At 61.3% G+C, this 22,458-nt stretch carries 12 protein-coding genes; 9 read left to right on the top strand and 3 right to left on the bottom strand.

What is annotated here, in order from left to right; all coding sequences use genetic code 11:
* Window positions 1–48: 48 nt before the first annotated feature.
* From FDQ92_RS12885 to FDQ92_RS12875, 3 genes are all read right to left on the bottom strand, one after another.
* Window positions 49–1,158: a mechanosensitive ion channel family protein gene (locus tag FDQ92_RS12885; RefSeq protein WP_170180359.1), complete on the bottom strand. Its 1,110-nt coding sequence runs from the start codon at window positions 1,156–1,158 to the stop codon at window positions 49–51.
* A gap of 400 nt (window positions 1,159–1,558) precedes the next feature.
* Window positions 1,559–1,951, bottom strand: a complete 393-nt coding sequence (locus FDQ92_RS12880) for a type II toxin-antitoxin system VapC family toxin (RefSeq protein ID WP_137425268.1) — start codon at window positions 1,949–1,951, stop codon at window positions 1,559–1,561.
* On the bottom strand, window positions 1,948–2,163 hold the full coding sequence (locus FDQ92_RS12875; RefSeq protein WP_137425267.1) for a hypothetical protein: 216 nt from the start codon (window positions 2,161–2,163) through the stop codon (window positions 1,948–1,950). Before FDQ92_RS12875 ends, FDQ92_RS12880 begins: the two co-directional genes overlap by 4 nt.
* Window positions 2,164–2,694: 531 nt before the next feature.
* Between FDQ92_RS12875 and glgX the strand changes: the two genes are divergently transcribed.
* The 9 genes from glgX to FDQ92_RS12830 all read left to right on the top strand — a co-directional run bounded on the left by glgX (window position 2,695) and on the right by FDQ92_RS12830 (window position 22,040).
* Window positions 2,695–4,857 (top strand): glycogen debranching protein GlgX, encoded by a 2,163-nt coding sequence (gene glgX / locus FDQ92_RS12870; protein WP_137425266.1) that lies wholly within the window; start codon window positions 2,695–2,697, stop codon window positions 4,855–4,857.
* A 95-nt stretch (window positions 4,858–4,952) separates the two neighbouring features.
* On the top strand, window positions 4,953–6,209 hold the full coding sequence (glgA, locus tag FDQ92_RS12865) for a glycogen synthase (RefSeq protein ID WP_137425265.1): 1,257 nt from the start codon (window positions 4,953–4,955) through the stop codon (window positions 6,207–6,209).
* The gene (locus FDQ92_RS12860; RefSeq protein WP_137425264.1) at window positions 6,206–8,221 is read left to right on the top strand and encodes an alpha-1,4-glucan--maltose-1-phosphate maltosyltransferase; all 2,016 of its coding nucleotides are present in this window, start codon (window positions 6,206–6,208) and stop codon (window positions 8,219–8,221) included. The genes glgA and FDQ92_RS12860 overlap by 4 nt, the downstream gene beginning before the upstream one ends.
* Before the next feature lie 15 nt (window positions 8,222–8,236).
* On the top strand, window positions 8,237–11,584 hold the full coding sequence (treS, locus tag FDQ92_RS12855) for a maltose alpha-D-glucosyltransferase (RefSeq protein ID WP_137425263.1): 3,348 nt from the start codon (window positions 8,237–8,239) through the stop codon (window positions 11,582–11,584).
* The gene (glgB, locus tag FDQ92_RS12850; RefSeq protein WP_137425262.1) at window positions 11,577–13,496 is read left to right on the top strand and encodes a 1,4-alpha-glucan branching protein GlgB; all 1,920 of its coding nucleotides are present in this window, start codon (window positions 11,577–11,579) and stop codon (window positions 13,494–13,496) included. The genes treS and glgB overlap by 8 nt, the downstream gene beginning before the upstream one ends.
* On the top strand, window positions 13,486–15,363 hold the full coding sequence (gene treZ / locus FDQ92_RS12845) for a malto-oligosyltrehalose trehalohydrolase (protein ID WP_137425261.1): 1,878 nt from the start codon (window positions 13,486–13,488) through the stop codon (window positions 15,361–15,363). Before glgB ends, treZ begins: the two co-directional genes overlap by 11 nt.
* 466 nt (window positions 15,364–15,829) lie before the next feature.
* On the top strand, window positions 15,830–21,106 hold the full coding sequence (gene treY, locus FDQ92_RS12840; RefSeq protein ID WP_170180358.1) for a malto-oligosyltrehalose synthase: 5,277 nt from the start codon (window positions 15,830–15,832) through the stop codon (window positions 21,104–21,106).
* A 17-nt stretch (window positions 21,107–21,123) separates the two neighbouring features.
* The gene (locus FDQ92_RS12835) at window positions 21,124–21,324 is read left to right on the top strand and encodes a DUF2905 domain-containing protein (protein ID WP_137425259.1); all 201 of its coding nucleotides are present in this window, start codon (window positions 21,124–21,126) and stop codon (window positions 21,322–21,324) included.
* Window positions 21,321–22,040, top strand: a complete 720-nt coding sequence (locus FDQ92_RS12830; protein ID WP_170180357.1) for a WbqC family protein — start codon at window positions 21,321–21,323, stop codon at window positions 22,038–22,040. Before FDQ92_RS12835 ends, FDQ92_RS12830 begins: the two co-directional genes overlap by 4 nt.
* The last annotated feature ends 418 nt before the right edge of the window (window positions 22,041–22,458 follow it).

The following is a 22,458-nucleotide window of genomic DNA, read 5'->3' as shown; positions in this document are numbered from 1 at the left end:
GTCGTCCGCTCGGGATGCCGGGATGGTTCCCGCTTTGACCGGCTCCCGTCAACGCATCCCGGGGGACGCCGCTTCCGGGGCCCTGAGTCCGCCGCCCGGTTCCGCGGATGATTCCCGAATTTCCGCGCGGAACCGCGGAAGCGCTTCGGGATACCGCGCCTGGATGAATTCCAGGAGTCTTTCCCTCACGTGGCACCGCAGGTCCCATGCCGTGGAGGCGTCGGAGGCGCTCATGAGCGCCCGCAGTTCCACACACCGTTCGGTGGCGTTGGTGACCTGAAGATTCCAGACTTTTCCATCCCACCATTTGGATTCCTTGAGGATCCGGTGGAGTTCCTCGCGGACGGCTGAAACGGGGACGCAGTAGTCCACGTAGAGGAACACGGTTCCCAGCAAATCCGCCGAAACCCGCGTCCAGTTCTGGAACGGCCGTTCGATGAAATACGTGATGGGCACGACCAGCCGCCTCAGATCCCAGATCCTCACCACCACGTACGTGAGGGTGATTTCTTCCACTCGGCCCCATTCGCCGTCCACGATGACCACGTCGTCGATGCGAAGCGGCTGGGTCAGGGCGAGCTGGAGCGACCCCAGGAACATGGAGATGGAACGCTGGGCCGCCAGACCGATGACGATACCGATGATGCCGGCCGAAGTGAGGATCGTGGTCCCCACCTGGCGGACCCGGCCGAAGCTCATGAGGATCAGCGCGACGGCGATCACCCCGATAATGATAACGGCCGCTTTTCGGAAAAACTGAACCTGCGTGTAGATTTTCCGGGCTTCCAGGTTGTCGCCGGGGTCCAGGTAGTAGTGGGCCAGGATGAATTCCTCGGTCACGTAAACCAGCTTGGCCGCAAGCAAGGCCACGGATCCGATCAAAAACACCGTCAATACGTGTCGGAACATCTGGAGGACTTCAGGCTGCATCTTCAGAAACGGCAGAACCGCACTCACCGTGACGATGGGGAAGATCAGCCTGAGCGGCAACCGCACGTGCCGGGAAAGCGACTGGAGAAAGGGACTGGGGCTTCGCCGCGCGAAGGAGGTCAGAATGGTCATGATAAGAGCGGAGATCGCCACACCCAGTGCCACTGCCCCGACCGCGATGCCGGCGGCGATGAGCAGGCTCTGGCCCTGCTTGAGGAAGGCTTCCATCAGCGAAGTCCTTTCATCGGGCATTGCCGAAGGCCGGAAAGAAAAGAGAAATCAGGCAAGCGTTGAATTTGTATCTTCTCGATAAATGCGCGAACTGATTTGGGTGCGGATCTTTTAGAACGACATCCAGGGTGACCCTCTGAGGTAGATCTATATGGCCCTGAAGCAGCAACCGCATCAGCTCCGTTTCCCCTCGTTCCCAAGCTCCAGCTTGGGAACAAGGTCAAAAAGTCCCCCTCTCCCCCCTCCCCTTAATCCCCTCCCACAAGGGGAGGGGAAATAAAATCTCCCGCTCGTTCCCAAGCTCCAGCTTGGGAACGGCCTGCCCGAAGCTGGAGCTTCTGCACAGTTGTGTTCCCAAGCTGGAGCTTGGGAACAAGAAGTAAACTGAATCTCTTCCTTATGATACAGTGTTTATATAGGGGTATTTCAGAATCTTACTGTCAGAAGTAATAAGTGGAGAATCGTACAGCCTTGCAGTTGCTACTATGATTTGATCAGCTGGATCATGGTGGAACTCTCCTGGGAGCACAGTGGATTCTATAGCAATCTCTGGTGTGAGTTCGATAAGGCGGATGCCAGGATAGCTCAGAGCCTCATGAAACCACTCATTCAATGGGCAAGGCAGCTCCAGCCGGTCGTACTCAACGAGCTTTGCGATCTCCCAAGCTGAGATTGCACTCACAGCAATGATGTCTGTCTCGTTGGCCTTTATGATCTCTGCCTGTGTGCTGGTGATTTGCTGATCCCCGTGCACCCACCACACCCAGATGTGAGTATCCAGGATGATCATCTGAGAACTTCCCAATCTTCTTCCGCAACACTACCGAATGGATCAGCGTATCGGATGGGCTTTCCACGAAGAGGATAGCATGTGCCTTTTCTCTCTCCATCCTTATGACTGCGGATAATGACCTCAACTTTGTCACCAGCCTGAAACGGCAGGCCCTTTATGATGAGCGATCCGTCACTCGATACTTTTGCTTCAACTCTGTAGTCTTGCATCTTGCACCTCACTTTTCCTCTATACTACCTATCCAGCTATGGAGGGTCAATCCCATCGTTCTGTCAGGCGCTGCCCAACGCTCCGGATAACCGGCTGGCAATGGAGCGCAGCGGAATTGCCAGTCCGAGTTGATCTCGAAAAGACTCGCCGCACATGCACATCCGCTGAGATGTCAATTGAATAGGGTAAGGTCAAAAAGTCCTCCTCTCCCCCCTCCCCTTAATCCCCTCCCACAAGGGGAGGGGAAATAAAATTTCCCGCTCGTTACCAAGCTCCAGCTTGGGAACGGCCTCACCGAAGCTGGAGCTTCTGCACAGTTGTGTTCCCAAGCTGGAGCTTTGGAACAAGGTGGAAGTCCTTCGGGCATTGCCGAAGGCCGGAAAGAAAAGAGAAATCAGGCAAGCGTTGAATTTCAACCTATGATAACTGACCATTCAGGTCAAGGGTTGATCCATGGCCTGTTTCCTCTTATCATCAGGAATCGTGTGAGTCTGCCGTTGACCCAACCCATTCCAGGAGTCGCCCCGCTTATGAGAATCTGGCCTGGAAATCCTTATCCTTTGGGAGCCACGTGGGACGGAATGGGCGTGAACTTCGCGCTCTTTTCCGAAAACGCCGAAAAGGTGGAGCTGTGCCTGTTCGATTCGCCCGACGCTCCCGTTGAAATCCTGCGGATCGAAATGCGCGAATACACCGACCAGGTCTGGCACGTGTACCTCCCCGACGTGCGCCCCGGCCAGGTGTACGGCTACCGGGTCCACGGCCCTTACGACCCTCCGAACGGATTCCGTTTCAACGCCAACAAGCTCCTCGTCGACCCTTACGCCAAGTGCGTGGTCAGGTTGACGACCTGGGACGACGCCATGTTCGGTTACCGGATCGGAGACGAGAAAGAAGACCTCTCCTTCGACGACCGGGATAACGCTCCGTTCGCGCCGCTTTGCGCCGTGGTGGATCACGCCTTCACCTGGGGAAACGACCAGGCGCCCCGAACGCCCTGGAACAAGACCATCATCTACGAAGCCCACGTGAAGGGCCTCACCGTGCTTCACCCCGAAGTGCCCCCGGAACTCCAGGGCACTTACGCCGGCCTGGCCAGCGACCCGGTCATACGCCATTTGAGGACCCTCGGCGTAACGGCCGTGGAACTGATGCCGGTCCATCACCACGTGGACGATCGTCACCTGGTGGAACGCGGCCTGTGCAACTACTGGGGATACAACACGCTGTCCTTTTTCGCCCCGGATATTCGTTACGCATCGCGGAAGGGAGGGCTTCACGACCCGGTCCGCGAATTCAAGATGATGGTGCGAACCCTGCACGCCCACGGGCTCGAAGTCATCTTGGACGTGGTTTACAACCACACGGCGGAAGGAAGCCACCTGGGGCCGACCCTTTCGTTCCGAGGCATCGACAACGTCGCCTACTACCGGCTCTCCGAACCGGACCGGCGCTACTACATGGACTTCACGGGCTGCGGCAACTCCCTCAACATGCAACACCCCCGGGTGCTGCAGATGATCATGGACAGCCTGCGCTACTGGATCCTCGAAATGCATGTAGACGGCTTCCGGTTCGACCTGGCGAGCGCCCTCGCCCGCGAGCTCTACGAAGTGAACCAGCTGGGAGCCTTTTTCGACATCATCCACCAGGACCCGGTGATCTCCCAGGTGAAGCTCATCGCCGAACCCTGGGACCTGGGCGAAGGCGGATACCAGGTGGGCAATTTTCCGGTGCTCTGGACCGAATGGAACGGAAAATACCGGGACGCCGTGCGGGTCTTCTGGAACCACCCCAGCCCGCTCCACATGAGCGAGATGGCGACCCGGATCGCCGGAAGCAGCGACCTTTACGAACGCAGCGGCCGAAAGCCCTATGCGAGCATCAACTTCGTCACCTGCCATGACGGGTTCACTCTGCACGATCTGGTGAGCTACAACGAAAAGCACAATGAAGCCAACGGCGAAGAAAACCGCGACGGCGAAAGCCACAACAACAGCTTCAATTTCGGCGTGGAAGGCCCGACGGACGATCCGGAAGTCCTGTGGCTCCGCTACAAACAGAAACGCAACCTGATGGCGACGCTCCTGTTTTCCCTGGGCGTCCCCATGATCCTTGGGGGCGACGAGCTGAGTCGGACGCAGCAGGGAAACAACAACGCCTACTGCCAGGACAACGAAATCAGCTGGGTGCATTGGCAGATAGGGAAAAGGGACCAGCGTTTCCTCCAGTTCGTAAAGAAGGTGATCGCCATCCGGCACCAGCAGCCGGTGTTCCACCGGCAGAATTTTTTCCGGGGCCGCCCGATCCACGGAACGGGCTGGAAGGACATCACCTGGGTCACTTGTGAAGGCCGCGAAATGACGCAGCAGGACTGGCACGACCCGGAAGCCGGCGCCTTCGGGCTGCTTCTGGGAGGCGACGCCATCGACGAAGTGGATCCCAAGGGGAAGCCCATTGTGGGCGACACACTGCTCATACTGCTCAACTTCAACGGCGAAAACGCCTGCCGCTTCGTGCTTCCGACCTACAATTCCGGAAACCAAGGCGGGACATGGGAGCTTCTGGTGGACACGCGCTACGATGTGAATCCTCCCGAAGCGGTCCGTTTTTGGGAAGCCGGCGCCGGCTATGAAATGGTGTCCCGGAGCCTGGCCCTCTTCAGACTGGAGGAGAAAGAAGAGGACGTTTAGGAAACCGTCCGAGCATTCCCGCGCCCTTCCGGGAGAGGGCCGGGGTGAAGATGTACGGGCTTGGAGATGCAGCAAGCCGGGAGGGGAACGTTTTTGTGAAAATAGTCTACATGACGCGCGAATATCCGCCCCACGTCTACGGGGGCGCCGGGGTGCACGTGGAACACCTGGTCCGGCAGACGGCCCGGATGGCGGAGGTGGAAGTCAAGTGCTTCGGCGACCAGCACGCCCCGTGTTCGAATCCCTCGGTGAAGGGGTACCCGTTCCGCGAGGGGCTTTTCCAAGGGAATCCCCTTAAGGTCAAGCAGGCCTTCATGGCCCTCCAGACCTGCCTTCATTTCAACGCGACCCCCATCGAAGCGGACGTGGTCCACACCCACACATGGTACGCCGCCTGGGGCGGACTCCTGGCCAAACTCGGTTACGGGATTCCGCTCGTGGTCACGGTCCACTCCCTGGAGCCGCTCCGGCCCTGGAAGCGCGAGCAACTGGGCCGCGGCTACGATGTCTCGTCTTGGGTGGAAAGGGCGGCCCTGGAAGCGGCCGATGCGGTGATCGCCGTTTCAGAGAATGACCGCCGTGAAATCCTCGCCCGGTTTTCGGTGGACCCCGAACGGGTGACCGTCGTTCCCAACGGGATCGATCACGATTTCTTCCGCCCGGTGGCAGCCACCGACTGGCTGACCCGCTACGGAGTGGATCCTAAGCGGCGCTATGTCCTGTTTCTGGGCCGCGTGAGCCGACAGAAAGGGATTCACCACTTCGTTCGAGCGGCCCGCTGGATCGATCCCAACGTTCACATCGTTCTGTGCGCGGGAAGTCCCGACACCGTCGAGATGGAAACGGAAATCCAGTCGGCGTGGACGAACCTTCAGCGGGCAAGGCCCCACACGCTGTGGATCCGCGAAATGGTTCCCCGGGAAGCGGCCGTCCAGCTTTACTCCCATGCGGCCGTGTTCTGTTGCCCGTCGATTTACGAACCGTTCGGGATCATCAACCTGGAGGCCATGGCGTGTGAAACGCCGGTGGTGGCCAGTGCGGTGGGAGGCATCCCGGACGTGGTGATGGACGGAGAAACCGGGATTTTGGTTCCTTTCACCCGCCGGTCGGCCGACGATCCCGAGCCCGCCGACCCCGAACGGTTCGCCCGGGAACTGGCCGAGGCCGTAAACACGATCCTCCGGAACCCCGAACGAGCAAAAGCCATGGGCCGGAAGGGGCGCGAACGGGTAATCGCCGAGTTCGGCTGGGACCGGGTGGCCGAACGGGTGATGGCCGTATATCAAAGGGTGTGCGACTCGGCGGAGGCGACGGACGCCTCACCCGCGCAAGATCACCAGGAGCCACAATGACCGCTCGAAAGAGATCCGAAACCCTCCTCATTCCCGAAAAAGACAGCGGCCGCGTCTGGATCGAAAACGTGAAGCCCCGGATCGACGGCGGCCGGTTTCCTGCGAAACGCACCGTGGGGGAAACGGTCCGGGTCGTCGCCGATGTCTTCACGGACGGCCACAACGCCCTGAGCGTCATTCTGTGCCATCGCCCGGCGTCCGCCGAGGCGTGGGCGGAGACCCCGATGAGGTTCATCGGAAACGACACCTACGTGGCCGAATTTTTCATCGCCGCCCTGGAACCGCACCTGTTCACGGTGAAGGCCTGGATCGACCGGTTTTCCACCTGGAAAGACGGGCTGAGGAAGAAGTTCGAGGCCGCCCAGGACGTATCGAGCGAACTCCTGGAAGGCGCTCAGCTTCTGGACCAGGCGTCTGAAAGAGCGGCCGGCGCCGACCGCCGGTGGCTCACCGACCGCGCGGCGTCGCTTCGAAGCGATGCGCCTCAGGCTGACCGGGTCGCCTGCGCGCTTTCGGAAGATCTGGCGGCCATTATGGCCCGATACCCGGACCGGTCCCGGGAGGCCGCCTTCGAGCGGATCCTGCCGGTCAAGGTGGACCGCGAGCGCGCTCGGTTCAGCGCATGGTACGAACTGTTTCCCCGTTCCGCCGGCCCGGATCCCGGACGGAGCGGCACGTTCAAGGACGTGGAAGGGATGCTCCCGTACTTTGCGGGGATGGGGTTCGACGTACTCTATTTCCCGCCCATTCATCCCATCGGGCGGGTGAACCGGAAAGGCCCCAACAACACCCTGAACGCCGGTCCGGAGGATCCCGGGAGCCCGTGGGCCATCGGGTCGGCCGAAGGCGGCCACAAGGCGATCCACCCGGAACTCGGAACCTTCGAAGATTTCGCTCACCTGGTGCAAGAAGCGCGGCGCTTCGGACTGGAAATCGCCCTGGACCTCGCCTACCAGTGCGCCCCCGATCACCCTTATGTGACCGAACACCCGGAGTGGTTCCTCCACCGGCCCGACGGCACCATCAAATACGCGGAAAACCCTCCCAAGCAATACCAGGACGTCTACCCCTTCAACTTCGAATGCGATAACTGGGAAGAACTCTGGGACGAACTGAAGAGCGTGGTCACCTTCTGGATCGAAAAGGGCGTGCGGATCTTCCGCGTGGACAATCCCCACACCAAGCCGCTGCGGTTCTGGCACTGGCTCATTGCCGAAATCCACGCGCAACACCCCGACGTGATCTTCCTGTCCGAAGCCTTCACCCGGCCCAAGGTGATGAACGCGCTGGCCAAGGTGGGGTTCAACCAGTCCTACACCTACTTCACGTGGCGGAACACCAAGCGCGAAATCACCGAATACCTCACCGAACTCACCCAAACGGAACTCCGGGAATACTTCCGCCCGAACTTTTTCACCAACACGCCGGATATCCTTCCGGAATACCTGCAATTCGGCGGTCGGCCGGCTTTTATGGTGCGCCTGGTGCTGGCGGCGACCCTGTCGGCGAGCTACGGGATCTACTGCGGCTTTGAGCTCTGTGAAGCCCGGGCCGTTCCGGGCACGGAAGAATACCTGGATTCGGAGAAGTACCAGGTCCGGCATTGGGACTGGGACCGGCCGGGAAACCTCCGGGACTTCATCCGCCGGATCAACACCATCCGGCGTGAAAACCCCGCGCTCCATTCGAACGAAGGGTTGCGCTTCTACGACAGCGAAAACGACCACCTGATCTTTTTCGGCAAGACGACCCGAGACCTTTCCAACATCATCCTAGTGGTGGTGAACGTGGACCCTTTCCAAACCCGCGAAGGCTGGGTGCATGTCCCCCTGAAAGACCTGGGGATCGCGCCTGACGAAGTTTTCCAGGTCCACGACCTGATCGGGGAAGGCCGCTATTTCTGGCAGGGGTCGCGGAACTTCGTCCGGCTGAACCCGGCGGAGAGCCCGGCGCAGATCTTCAGGATTCGGCGGCGTCTGAAGCGCGAACACGATTTCGACTACTTCATGTGAGAGGCTGCAAAGCAGATGGTTCCGAGGAAAAAGACGCTCTGGTACAAGGACGCCATCATTTACGAACTGCACGTCAAGGCCTTCTACGACAGCAACCGTGACGGTATAGGCGATTTCCGGGGCCTGTTGGAAAAGCTCGACTACCTGGAAGAACTGGGCATCACCGCCGTCTGGCTGCTTCCCTTCTATCCGTCTCCTTTGAGGGACGACGGCTACGACATCGCGGACTACCGGGGCATCCACCCCCACTACGGCACTCTCAAGGATTTCAAGCTGTTCGTTCGGGAAGCCCACAAGCGCGGCATACGGGTGATCACGGAGCTGGTGGTGAACCATACCAGCGACCAGCATCCCTGGTTCCAGGCCGCGCGGCGGGCGAAACCCGGTTCGGCCCGGCGCAACATGTATGTGTGGAGCGACACCGATACCAAGTATCCCGAAACGCGGATCATCTTCACCGATACGGAATCCAGCAACTGGGCCTGGGACCCGGTGGCGGGCGCGTATTACTGGCACCGGTTCTTTTCCCACCAGCCGGATCTGAACCTGAACAACCCCAGAGTGGTGCAGGCGGTGATCAAGGTGCTCGATTTCTGGCTCAAAATGGGCGTGGACGGACTCAGACTCGACGCCGTCCCTTATCTGTGCGTCCGGGAAGGCACCAACAATGAAAACCTTCCGGAAACCCACCAGGTCATCAAGCGGTTCCGAAAATACGTAGACGACCACTTCCACGACCGCATGCTGCTCGCCGAAGCCAACCAGTGGCCGGAAGACGTGGTGGAATACTTCGGCGACAACGACGAATGCCACATGGCCTTCCACTTTCCGCTGATGCCTCGGATGTTCATGGCTCTACGGCAGGAAGACCGCACGCCCATCATCGAAATCCTGAACCGAACGCCGGCCATCCCGAAAGAATGCCAATGGGGCCTGTTTTTGAGAAACCACGACGAGCTGACGCTGGAGATGGTCACCGACGAAGAACGGGACTACATGTACCGGGAATACGCGAGAGACGCGCGCATGCGCCTCAATCTGGGCATCCGCAGGCGCCTGGCGCCGCTTGTGGACAACAGCCTGCGCCGGCGCGAGCTGCTCCACAGCCTGCTCTTTTCGCTTCCCGGAACCCCCATCATCTACTACGGGGACGAAATCGGCATGGGCGACAACATCCACCTGGGCGACCGAAACGGCGTGCGCACCCCCATGCAGTGGTCCGCGGATCGGAACGCCGGCTTTTCCAGGGCGGATCCGGCGGAACTGTATCTACCGGTCATCATGGACCCGGTTTACGGGTATCAGAGCGTGAACGTGGAAGCGCAGCAGCGGAACCCGTCGTCGTTCTACCACTTTATCCGCCGCATGATCGCTCTTCGCAAGCAGTACAAGGCCTTCGGGCGCGGCGCCATTCACTTCCTCCATCCCGAAAACCGCAAGGTCCTGGCCTATCTTCGCCGCTACAAGGAAGAAGTGATTCTCGTGACCGCCAATCTGTCCCGGTTCGTGCAACCGGCGGAACTGGATCTTTCCGAATTCAACGGCTGGAACCCGGTGGAAATGCTGGGGCGCGTGGAATTTCCACGGATCGGGGAGCTCCCCTATTTCATCACCTTGGGTCCCCACACCTTTTATTGGTTCCGCCTGGAACCCCAGGCCGAACCCATCGTCGTCGGCGTCCCTTACAAGGCGGAAGACACGTCGATCCCGACCCTTTTTCTGGAACGGGATCCCGGAAGCGTCATGGAACCCGAGGAACAGTTCCGGCTGGAAACCGCGGTGTTCCCTGTCTACCTGCCGAAGCAGCGCTACTTCCGGGGCAAGGCCCGGGAAGTGGTGTCCTGCCGCATCGCGGATTCCACCAAGATGGGGAGCAACTTCTTCATGACCCTGGTGCGGGTCCACTATGCCGACGGCGGCCATGAACTGTATTCGGTGCCCCTCAAGGTCGCTTCGGACCGGGAAGCGGCACGGATCATGGAAAACGTGCCGGAAAGCGTCCTGGCCTTCGTCAAGACCGCCAAGGAAAACGGTGTGGTTTTCGACGCTCTGACGGACAAGACGGCGTGCCAGGACATCCTCATGGCCATCCGGGATTCGCGCTACTACCCGACGGCGGCAGGGGGCCGCGTCGCCGCCCGAGCCACCGAGGTCTTCACCGAGGAGGCGGAGCGGGAACTGGATTATTCGAATCTGCGGCGGATGTCGGCCGAGCAGAGCAATACCTCGGTGGTCTTGGACGAATCCTTCATCTTGAAGGTCTACCGCCGGGTCGAAGAAGGCCTGAACCCCGACATGGAAATCGCACTCTTTCTGACCGAACGCACCTCGTTTCGAAACCTCGCCCTGGTGGCGGGCACCGTCGTGTATCGCCCCCCGGAAGGCACCGAATCGACCGTTGCCGTGCTGCAGAAGTTCGTCCCCAACGACGGCGACGGCTGGTCCCATGCGCAGCGGTCCCTGAAAGACTACTTCACGGCGGTCAGCGAGATTCCGGAGGGCGTGGACCCCCCGCCGCCTTTCGAAGGAAGCTTTACGGGAAGGGCTTTCACCGAGGCGCCGGAAGAAGCCGCAAGGCTTTTCGGCGGCATGCTTGAAAGCATGGCCACGCTGGGGCGGCGGACGGCCGAGTTTCATCTGGCCATGGCTTCCGATCGGCGGAACCGGGAGTTCGCGCCGGAGCCCTTGAACGGCGAGTTCCTGGAAACGCTTTCCGAATCCCTCGCCACCAAGGCCAGAAAATCCCTGGAACGGCTTAACGCCCGCCTCCAGGACCTCCCCCAACCCGCCCAGGAAGAAGCGAACAGGGCGCTCGAAGCCTACCCCGTCCTCATGGGAACCTTCGAATCCCTCGCCGAATTGAAAACGGCCGCCACCCGCATCCGCTGCCACGGCGATTTCCACTTGGGACAAATCCTCAAAACCGGCGACGATTTCATCCTGATCGACTTCGAAGGCGAACCCCTGCGGCCCCTCCAGGAGCGCCGCGTGAAGCAGTCGCCGCTCAAAGACGTCGCCGGAATGTTCCGGTCGTTCAGCTACGCCGTCTACAGTGCGCTCTTCAGCTTTACCGAGGGGCGCAACGACGGCACATTCCAGCGGCTGGAACCGTGGGGCCGGTTCTGGGAGGAATGGGTGAGCGCCGCGTTTCTCGGCAGCTACTTGAAAGGCGTTCACGGCGCCTCGTTCCTTCCCCGGGAAACCAGGGACATGGAAATCCTCCTCGAAGCGTTCATCCTGGACAAAGCTTTCTACGAGCTGGACTACGAACTCAACAACCGCCCGGCATGGATCCGCATCCCCCTTCAGGGGATCCTGGCGTTTCTGAGCAACAAAACAGGAGGCGACAACCGGCATGACTGAGAAAGAAAAAGTGTTTCTGACCGACTACGACCTCCACCTGTGGATGGAAGGCACTCATTATCGAGCGTATGAAAAAATGGGGGCTCATGTGGCTGAACTGGACGGCGTGCGCGGCACCCATTTCGCCGTCTGGGCCCCCAACGCCGAACGGGTCTCGGTGGTGGGCGACTTCAATCAATGGGACGAAACGGCCAACCCTCTGGAATGCCGGGGCGATTCCGGCATTTGGGAAGGTTTCATCGCAGGCGTGGGCCAGGGGGCCCTTTACAAGTACGCCATTCATTCCCGGTACAACGGCTACCGGGTCCAGAAGGCCGACCCATATGGGTTCGCCTGTGAAATCCGACCCCAGACCGCCTCGGTGGTCTGGGACATCGGCGGCTACACCTGGAACGACGACCTGTGGATGTCCGAACGCGGCGGCCGAAACGCCCTGGACGCTCCTATTTCCATTTATGAAGTGCACCTGGGGTCCTGGATGCGGGTTCCGGAAGAAGGCCACCGCTGGCTCACCTACCGGGAGCTGGCCCCGAAACTCGCCGCATACGTCAAGGAGATGGGCTTCACCCACGTGGAACTGCTCCCCGTGAGCGAACATCCCTTCGACGGCTCGTGGGGCTACCAAACTGTGGGGTACTTCGCGCCCACCAGCCGGTACGGCACCCCCCAGGACTTCATGTACTTCGTGGACGTCCTGCACCAGAACGGAATCGGAGTGATCCTGGACTGGGTCCCGGCCCATTTTCCGCGGGACGAACACGGGCTGGGTTATTTCGACGGAACGCACCTTTACGAGCACGCAGACCCCCGCCTCGGCGTTCACCGAGACTGGGGAACCTTCATCTTCAACTTCGGCCGGCGGGAAGTGGCCATGTTTCTCCTTTCGAACGCCATCTTCTGGCTGGAACGCTACCATATCGACGGCCTTCGCGTGGACGCGGTGGCCTCCATGATCTACCTGGACTATTCGAGAAAAGAGGGGGAGTGGATTCCCAACAAGTACGGCGGGCGGGAAAACCTGGAGGCCATCGACTTTCTGAAGCGCTTCAACACGCTGGTCTACCAGGAACACCCGAACGCCATGACCATCGCGGAAGAATCCACCGCCTGGCCCATGGTGTCCCGGCCGGTCCACCTGGGCGGATTGGGCTTCGGCTTCAAGTGGAACATGGGCTGGATGCACGACACGCTCACCTACATGTCCAAGGACCCGATCTTTCGCAAGTACCACCACAACACGCTCACCTTCAGCCTGCTCTACGCCTTTCACGAAAACTTCGTGCTTCCCTTTTCCCACGACGAAGTGGTCCACGGTAAAGGATCCATGCTCGGAAAGATGCCCGGAGACAACTGGCAGAAGTTCGCCAATCTGAGGCTGCTCTACGGCTACATGTTCACCCACCCGGGAAAGAAGCTGCTTTTCATGGGAAGCGAATGGGGCCAGTGGTCCGAATGGAACCACGACACCAGCCTGGAATGGCACCTGCTGGACTACGTGCCGCACCAGGGGCTGAAACGCTGGGTGCGGGACTGCAACACGCTCATGCGAGGCGAACCGGCCCTTCACCAGAAGGACTTCGACCCGTCGGGGTTCCATTGGGTGGAATGTCACGACAGCGAACAGAGTACCCTCGCCTACCGCCGCCACGGCCGGCAGCCGGACGACACGCTGGTGTGCGTTTTCAACTTCACCCCGGTTCCGCGCTGCAATTATCGAGTCGGCGTTCCGAAAGGCGGCTACTGGAAGGAAGTCTTGAACAGCGATGCGGAAATCTACGGCGGAAGCGGCATGGGCAACCTCGGCGGCGCCGAAACCACGCCGGTGGCGTCCCACGGCGAATTCCAGTCGCTCAACATTACGTTGCCGCCGCTCGCAGCCGTGGTCTTCAAGTGGGAAAGGGATGAAACATAGACATTCCATGCCCTTCGGGGCGGAAGCGCTTGAAGGCGGAGGCGTCCGGTTCCGGCTGTGGGCCCCCGACGCTCGATCCGTGGAACTCCGCCTCGAAGCCTCGCCGCAAGTGAAGGCCCCCCTGTCCATGACCGCTCAAGGTGACGGATGGTACGAACGGGTTCTCGCGGAAGCCGGCCCCGGAACCCGCTACCGGTTTCGGATCGACGCCGACCTCCTCGTTCCCGACCCTGCATCCCGCCATCAGCCGGAAGGGGTGCACGGCCCCAGCGAAGTGATCGATCCGGAAGCGTTCGAATGGGACGACGCGGCCTGGACCGGGAGACCCTGGAACGAAGCGGTCTTCTACGAACTCCACGTGGGAACCTTCACGCCCGGAGGGACCTTCCGGTCCGCGTGCCACCGGCTGGATCACCTGGCGGAACTCGGCGTGACGGCCGTGGAACTCATGCCGGTGGCGGATTTCCCCGGTCGAAGGAATTGGGGCTACGACGGCGTTCTTCCTTTCGCGCCCGCCCGCGCTTACGGCCGCCCGGAGGACCTGAAACATCTGGTACAGGAAGCTCACCGGCGGGGCCTCATGGTTTTCCTCGACGTGGTCTACAACCACTTCGGCCCGGAAGGAAACTACCTTCACACCTACGCCCGCAGCGCCTTCTTCACCACCCGGTATCGGACCCCGTGGGGGGCGGCCGTCAATTTCGACGGGCCGGGGAGTCGGACCGTACGGGACTTTTTCATCCAGAACGCCCTGTACTGGCTGGAAGAATTCCGCTTCGACGGCCTGAGGTTGGACGCCGTCCACGCCATCCGCGACCGCTCTCGCCCGGACTTCTTGGAAGAACTGGCCCAGGCGGTTAGAAACGGCCCCGGGCGCCATCGCCGCATTCACCTGGTGCTGGAAAACGACGACAACGCGGCCCGGTACCTCCAACGGGACCCCGAGGGGCGGCCCGTCCACTACACCGCGCAATGGAACGACGACATTCACCACGCCTGCCACGTACTCCTGACCGGGGAGACGGAAGGCTACTACGCGGACTACGCCGACGAGGCGACGCGGCACCTGGCTCGTTGCCTCGCCGAAGGCTTCGCCTACCAGGGGGAACCCTCCCCGTACCGCGGCGGACGCAAACGAGGTGAACCCAGTGAACATCTTCCGCCGGAGGCGTTCGTTTCGTTTCTTCAGAATCATGATCAGGTGGGAAACCGCGCCTTCGGTGACCGGCTCGAGCTTCTGGCGGAAGATCGTGCCATCCGAGCGGCGCTGGCGGTGATCCTGCTGGCCCCTGCTCCACCGCTCCTTTTCATGGGCGAAGAATTCGGGTGCCGGCGGCCGTTTCCGTTTTTCTGCGACTTCGGACCGGAACTGGCCGCAAGCGTGACCCGCGGGCGGCGAAAGGAATTCGAGAGGTTTCCCGCGTTCCGCGACCCCGGCGCCCGCGCCGGGATTCCGGACCCCAACGCTGAGGCCACGTTTGCGAGCGCGGTTCTGGACTGGGCGGAAGCGGAGACGGGAGGCGGGCGCAGCCGGCGCGACTGGATCCGCCGCCTGTTGGCTCTCCGGCGAGACGAGATCGTCCCCCTTCTGTCGCTTCTCGGAGGTCGATCGGGATCGATCGTGGGTGTTTCGAAGACCGCCCTGGCCGTCCGCTGGCGGGGAGACGACGGCACCACCCTCGCACTGGCCGCCAACTTGGGACCCGATCCCGCACCGGCGCTCGCCCCTGAGGCGACGGAACCCCGGTTTCCGGACGATCCCGACAGCCGCCCGCTCTTCACTTTTCCGGAACCGGATCCCGAAGCGCCGTCGGCTACGGTCCTCGGCGCCTGGTCGGTGGTATGGTGGAAGAAACCGCCCCGTTGACCCTGATCGCCGGCAAGCCGGCTCCTACAGGAGATCGGCCCGGCGTTCCGTCACGGGCCAGCCCCGTTTTTCCGTTAAAGGTGGAAATTCTATTTCCCCTCCCCTTGTGGGAGGGGATTAAGGGGAGGGGGGATTTTTCCCCTCGTTTCCAAGCTCTGGCTTGGGAACGGCCTCGCGGGAATCGAAGCCGGAGCTTCTGCACAGTTGTGTTCCCAACCCGGAGCTTGGGAACAAGGTGGAAATTCTATTTCCCCTCCCCTTGTGGGAGGGGATTAAGGGGAGGGGGGATTTTTCCCCTCGTTTCCAATCTCTGGCTTGGGAACGGCCTCGCGGGAATCGAAGCCGGAGCTTCTGCACAGTTGTGTTCCCAACCCGGAGCTTGGGAACAAGGTGGTAATGCCGTTCGCAAACCGCCCCTACGCGAGAAAACGGATCCTCAATCCTCACCGAAACAGGGATGACATCCATGACACCACCGACTCCATTGGATCTGCTGGCCGAAGCCTGCGGCATCGAAAGCCGCTACCACGACATTTGGGGCCACCCTCACGAGGTATCCCGTGAAACGCAGCTCGCCATTTTGTCCGCCATGGGCCTCGATATTTCGGACGATGCTGAAGCGGAAGCCGCCTTGGCCGCCCTCGAAACGGCCGCCTGGAAGCGCGTGCTGGAACCGGTGCAGGTGGTCGTTGAAGGGTCACGGCCCGTAGTTTCCCTCAATGTTACGCAACGCGCCGCCGACACCACATGGCGTTGGAACGTGCGAGAAGAGTCGGGCCCGGAGCATCACGGCACATTGCTTCCCCGGGACCTGGAAGCGGTGGACCGCCGGTCACTGGAGGATGATACCGTCGTCCGCTACCGTTTCGAAGTGCCGGTATCCCTTCCGTCCGGTTACCACGATCTCTTCGTAGCGCCAGAAACGGAAGAGGCACCGCCCCCGGCTTCCCTCCGGCTCATCGTAGCCCCCGAAACCTGCTACACGCCGCCGCGGCTCGAAGGTGATGGGCGGACCTGGGGTCCCGCGGTGCAACTCTACGCCGTGAGGTCGCGCAGGAACTGGGGCATCGGCGATTTCACGGACCTCAACGGCCTAGTGGAATTCTGCGCCGCGGCGGGAGCGGGCATCCTGGGCGTCAATCCTCTGAACGTTCTATTTCCTCAGAACCCTCACCATGTAAGCCCTTACAGCCCGTCGAGTCGCCTGTTTCTCAACCTGTGGTACCTGGACATCGAGGCGATCCCCGATTTCGCCGAATGCGGCGAAGCGAGAACGGCGGTCTTCGAGCCTTCTTTTCAGGCGCGGCTGTCTCAGCTGCGCATGGAAGATTTCGTCAATTACAAGGAAATCATTGGGATCAAGCAACAGGTGCTGGAACTGCTCTGGCACTCCTTTCGGGTAAACCACCTGGAAAGGGAAACAGATCGGGGACGGGCGTTCCGCGGCTTCCAGTCGCACCGAGGCGAGACGCTCCGGCGCTACGGCGTCTTCGAAGCGCTCCAAGAACATTTCCGGTCCCAAGACCCTTCGATCTGGGGCTGGCCCGTCTGGCCCGCCGCATACAGGGATCCTTCCAGCGAGGCGGTGCGGGCCTTTGCCGAATCCCGTTCCGACCGGGTGGCGTTTCACCAGTACGTAGTCTGGCAGGCCGAAGAACAGCTGGCCGCCGTGGGACGCCGATCCATGGAATGCGGGCTTGCGGTCGGGCTGTACCAGGACCTCCCCGTGGGCGTCGATGCGGCGGGTTTCGACACGTGGGCCGATCCGGAAGTCTACGCTCTCGGAGCCCGGGCCGGCGCTCCCCCCGACGACTTCAACCTCATGGGCCAGGATTGGGGTCTCCCCCCCTACATTCCTCATCGCCTGAAAAACGCCCGCTACGAACCCTTCATCGCCGTGCTCCGATCCAACATGCGCTATAGCGGAGCAATCAGGATCGACCACGTGATGGGACTCATGCGGCTCTTCTGGGTACCCCCGGGGAAAAAGCCCGTGGATGGAACCTACGTCCGCTACCCGTTCCAGGACCTCCTGAGCATTCTTGCCCTGGAAAGCCGGCGGAACCGCTGTCTCGTCATCGGTGAAGACCTGGGAACCGTCCCGGACGAAGTGCGGGCCGCTCTGCGGGAACGCGGCGTCTACGCCTACAAGCTGTTCTATTTCGAAAAGGACGACTCCGGAACCTTCAGGTCCCCGGAAGACTATCCCGTTCAGGCCCTTGCGGCTGTGACTACCCACGATCTGCCGACTCTTCCCGGTTTCTGGCAGGCTCGGGACATCGACGTCCGGACCGAGCTGGGCCTCTTTCCCACGGACACCCTGCGGGAACAGCAAATCGTGAGCCGCGCTCAAGATCGCGCGCGCCTGCTTCTCGCCCTGGAACGCGAGGGACTCCTCCCGGAGGGCACCGGCGTCCAACCGGTTTCCGTCCCCGAAATGACCCCGGAACTGGTCCAAAGCGTCTATCACTATCTCGCCCGCACGCGGTCGAAACTCGTCATGGTCCAGTTGGAGGACCTCCTGGGCCAGCTCGACCAGGTGAATCTACCCGGTACCGTGGACACGTACCCCAACTGGAGGCGCAAGCTTCCGGTGGACCTGGAAAGCCTCGCCGATCACGACACGGTGAAGAAGACCATCGCAGCGCTTCGAAAGGAGCGGCCGCCTCGGGGGAAACCGCGGCTTTTCCGGAAGGGGGCCCCGGGAGAAGAAGAAGGCGTCGCGACCGCCCCGCCGCCGGCTCTCATCCCGCTCGCCACCTACCGGCTTCAGTTCCACAAGGATTTCGGCTTCGCCCGGGCGGCCGAACTGGTGCCCTATCTTCGGGATCTGGGGATCAGCCACGTCTACGCGTCCCCCTTCCTCATGGCTCGACCCGGAAGCCGCCACGGCTATGACATCATCGACCATGGCCGCATCAACCCGGAACTGGGCTCCGCCGCCGACTTCGACCGCTTCGTCGAAACACTCCACCAACATGACATGGGGCTGATCCTGGACCTGGTTCCCAACCACATGGGCATCGGCTCCGACAACCGCTGGTGGATGGACGTCCTGGAAAACGGCGAAGCGTCGCCTTTCCGGTCTTTTTTCGACATCACGTGGCGGCCGTTGAAGGAAAAGCTTCGCGGCAAGGTGCTGCTGCCCATCCTGGAAGACCGCTACGGCGCCGTTCTGGAAGGCGGACTCCTCCAGGTCGTATTCGATGCGCACAAGGGCGAATTCCGCCTCCACTACCACGAACATAGCTTCCCCCTGGACCCCGGAAGCTACGGCGACATCCTCGACTGGGACATGGGACGGCTCGAGGCATGGATGGGGGCCGACAACCCGCGGTTTCGGGAATTCCAGACCTTGTGCAACACATTCCGCAACCTTCCGCGGTTCGATCCCAACGATCCGGAATCGTCCCGGAGCCGCCTCAGGGACAAGGAAAACGGGAAATGGCAGCTGGCCCGCCTCTGCAACGAAAGCCCCGAAATCCGGCGCTACGTACAGGAAAACGTCATCGTGCTGAACGGCGAAACCGGAAACCCCGGGAGCTTCGACCTGCTGCACCGCTTGCTGGAAGCCCAGTTTTTCCGGCTGGCCTACTGGCGGGTGGCTTCGGACGAAATCAACTACCGGCGGTTCTTCGACGTGAACGATCTGGCTTGCCTCCGCACGGAAGACCCGCAGGTCTTCGAAGACACCCATCAGCTGGTGCTCGACCTGGTGGCGGAAGGAAAAATCCACGGGCTGCGGATCGACCATCCGGACGGGCTTTATGATCCCGAACAGTACTTCCGGCGCCTGCAGGACGCCGCGGGCGGGCCGTCCTTCGCCGCACGCCGGGGAAAAGCAGGCGAAGCAGAGGCCGTCGAAGAACCGGCGATCTACATGGTGGCGGAAAAGATCCTGGTGGGGGAAGAACGGCTGCGTCGCACCTGGGCCGTTCATGGGACCACGGGCTACGAATTTTCGAACCTCGCAAGCGGTCTTTCCGTAGCATCATGGAACCGTAGAGCGATGGACCGCATCTACACCTGGTTCCTGGCCCGGCGGACCGACTACCGTGAACTCCTCTACGACTGCAAAAAACTCATCATGAAAACCGCCCTGGCAAGCGAACTCAACGTCCTCGCCCACGAGCTGGACAAAATCTCCGAATCCAACCGTCACTTCCGCGACTTCACCCTCACCAACCTGCGTGAGGCGCTGACGGAAGTTGTCGCCTGTTTTCCCATTTACCGCACCTACGTGACGCGCGACGGAGCGGCTGACGAAGACCGGGCCTCCGTGGCGCGGGCCGTAGCGGAAGCGCGAAGACGGAGCCGAGCCGAAGACCTGAGTGTGTTCGACTACGTGCAGGCCGTGCTCACCCAGGCATTCACCGAACCCGGAATCCGGGACGACGACCGCGCAGACCCCTCCCACGTGGATCCGGGCGGCCTGGACCGCGAAACGGGAACAGCGGGACCGAAACCCACCGCTGCGCCGACCTTCAAGGAAGCGGCCCGCCGGTTCACCATGAAGTTCCAGCAATACACGGCCCCGGTTATGGCCAAGGGAATGGAGGACACCAGCTTTTACATTTACAACCGGCTGCTTTCCCTGAACGAAGTGGGAGGCGAACCGGAGCGATTCGGGTGTTCCGTTGCGGAATTCCATCGACAAAACGTGGAGCGGCTGGAGCAATGGCCCCACGCCATGCTGAACACCTCCACCCACGACAGCAAGCGCAGCGAAGACGTCCGCGCCCGGATCAACGTTCTCACGGAAATCCCGGACCGGTGGCGGGAAGGACTTCGAGCCTGGAGCCGCATGAATCGCTCCTTGAGGACACGGATCGGAGGAATCACGGCCCCGGATCGAAACGACGAGTACGCCCTGTACCAGACGCTCGTGGGAAGCCTGCCGCTCGATGCGCGCGAACCCGCCGTTCTGGAAAACTACCGGACCCGGGTCGAAGCCGCCTCCATCAAGGCCGTCCGCGAAGCCAAGGTCCACAGCAGCTGGATCAACCCTCATCCCGAATACGAAGCCGCCGTCAAGCGTTTCCTGCAGGGCATCCTGCAAAACGCCGACGCAAACCCCTTCCTGCAGGATTTTCTTCCTTTCGCCGACCGTATCGCGCGCTTCGGCATGCTGAACAGCGCCTCCCAGACGCTCCTCAAGCTCACCGTCCCCGGCGTTCCAGACATTTACCAGGGAAACGAAACCTGGCGCTATTGCCTGGTGGATCCCGACAACCGGCGCCCCGTGAACTTCGATCTACGGAGGAGCCTCCTGGACCGGGTGCAGGCACTGAACAGCGAACCGGAAGCCGACCGGGCGCAACGCGCCGCCGATCTCGTCCGCAACATGGACGACGGCGGCCTCAAGCTCTATGTCACCTGGAAGACGCTCCAGCTCCGCCGGCGGGACCCGGACCTCTTCCAAACCGGTTCCTACGAACCCCTGGCCGTCAAAGGCCCCTGGAGGGACCACGCCTGCGCCTTCGCGCGCCGAAAAGGCCGCCGCACCCTCGTGGTCGTCGCCCCCCGGCTCTTCGCGACACTCCTGGGCTTCGACCGCGATCCCCGAACCTGGAACGCGGGAATCTGGGAAAACACCTCGGTGGAATGGCCGAAGGACCTGCGCGGCGCATCGTTCCGGAACGTCTTCACCGCTCGTCTGGTCTCCGGCGATCCAGACGGCCCTGGACTGCCACTTGCCACAATCCTGGAACATTTCCCCGTGGCCGTCCTCGAATCGATCTGAAAAGGAAACTTCGCACCATGCAGAAAACGCTCATCCTCGTCGGAATCGGGCTGATCGTCATCGGAGCGCTCTGGCCCTGGCTCATCAAGCTCCCTCTCGGCCGCCTTCCGGGAGACATCGTGATCAACAAGCCCAACGTGAAGGTCTTCTTTCCCATCACCACGATGATCGTCCTAAGCCTTTTGATTTCCCTGATTCTATGGATTTTCCGCCGATGATCGTATCAGCGCATCAGCCTTATTTCGCCCCGTTTCCGGGCTACTTTTACAAGGCCCACCTTTCGGACGTCTTCGTCCTGCTGGACGCGGTCCAGTTCCCTCGCGGAACCACGTGGATCAGCCGCAACCGCTTCAAAAACGACCAGGGCACCCTCTGGATGACCATCCCGGTGCAAAAGAAAGGGCTGGGGCTTCAGCGAATAGACCAGGTAAGGATCTGCCACGACGGGCGATGGGAACGCAAGCACATGGAAAGCCTCAGGGTCGCCTACCGCCACGCGCCGTACCTCGAAGACCACGACGAACTGCTGGAAGGCCTCTTCGACGCGGACCGACTCATCGACCTGAACCTCCGGATCTTCCGCTACATCATGGACCGCCTCTCCATCCGAACCCAGGTCGTTCGACTCTCCGAACTGGGTGTAACGGCGCGAGGCCCGGCGCTTCTGCCGGCTGCCGCCCGGGAACTGGGTGCTTCCCGCTTTCTGGCGCACGCTCCGGCCGGAAAGTTTCTGAATCCGGCTCTCTTCGAAGCGGCGGGCATCGAACTCTCCTTCTTTCAGTACCCCTCGCCCGTCTACCCTCAACTCTGGGGTGAGTTCATCCCCAACCTCTCGGTGCTAGACCTGATCTTCAATTGCGGAGCGGACAAGGCGCGGAAGATCCTTTTCGGTAAGAGGTTGTCCAAAAACAACTTCATGCCGGTCGGGCCCTGAGGTTCATTGTTCCTGTAGGAGCGGCCTTGGGCGCGACCCGTAAAACCGGAAAAGCCTCGTTGACCCAGATCGCCTTTGTTATCGATTTTGTAGCGGGTTCGCATTGGTCACGGCCTCATGGGAAACGAAGCTGGAGCTTCTGCACAGTTGTGTTCCCAAGCTGGAGCTTGGGAACAAGCTGGAACTGGCAATGCCTCGTTGACAAGGTGCCCCATGGATGGGTGGGGCCGGGCCGGGCGCCCGGTTGAGGACAAGGTCCTGATTTTGCGTGACATGTGAATTACATCACGCTAGAAGAGAGCGGATGGACTCGCTGCAGCCTTGAGGTGGTTTTCTTCGGATGGTGCCGGGGATCCCCCGATGCGCCCCGTTCAGCCCGAACGCGTCCGCCTCTGTAACGGCGACGGTTCAATCAACC

Origin of the sequence: Desulfoglaeba alkanexedens ALDC (genome assembly GCF_005377625.1) — a bacterium.
In the GTDB taxonomy this organism is placed as follows: Bacteria; Desulfobacterota; Syntrophobacteria; order Syntrophobacterales; family DSM-9756; genus Desulfoglaeba; species Desulfoglaeba alkanexedens.
Note: the sequence above shows the minus strand (reverse complement) of the source record. Positions and strands in the feature narration are given on the sequence as shown.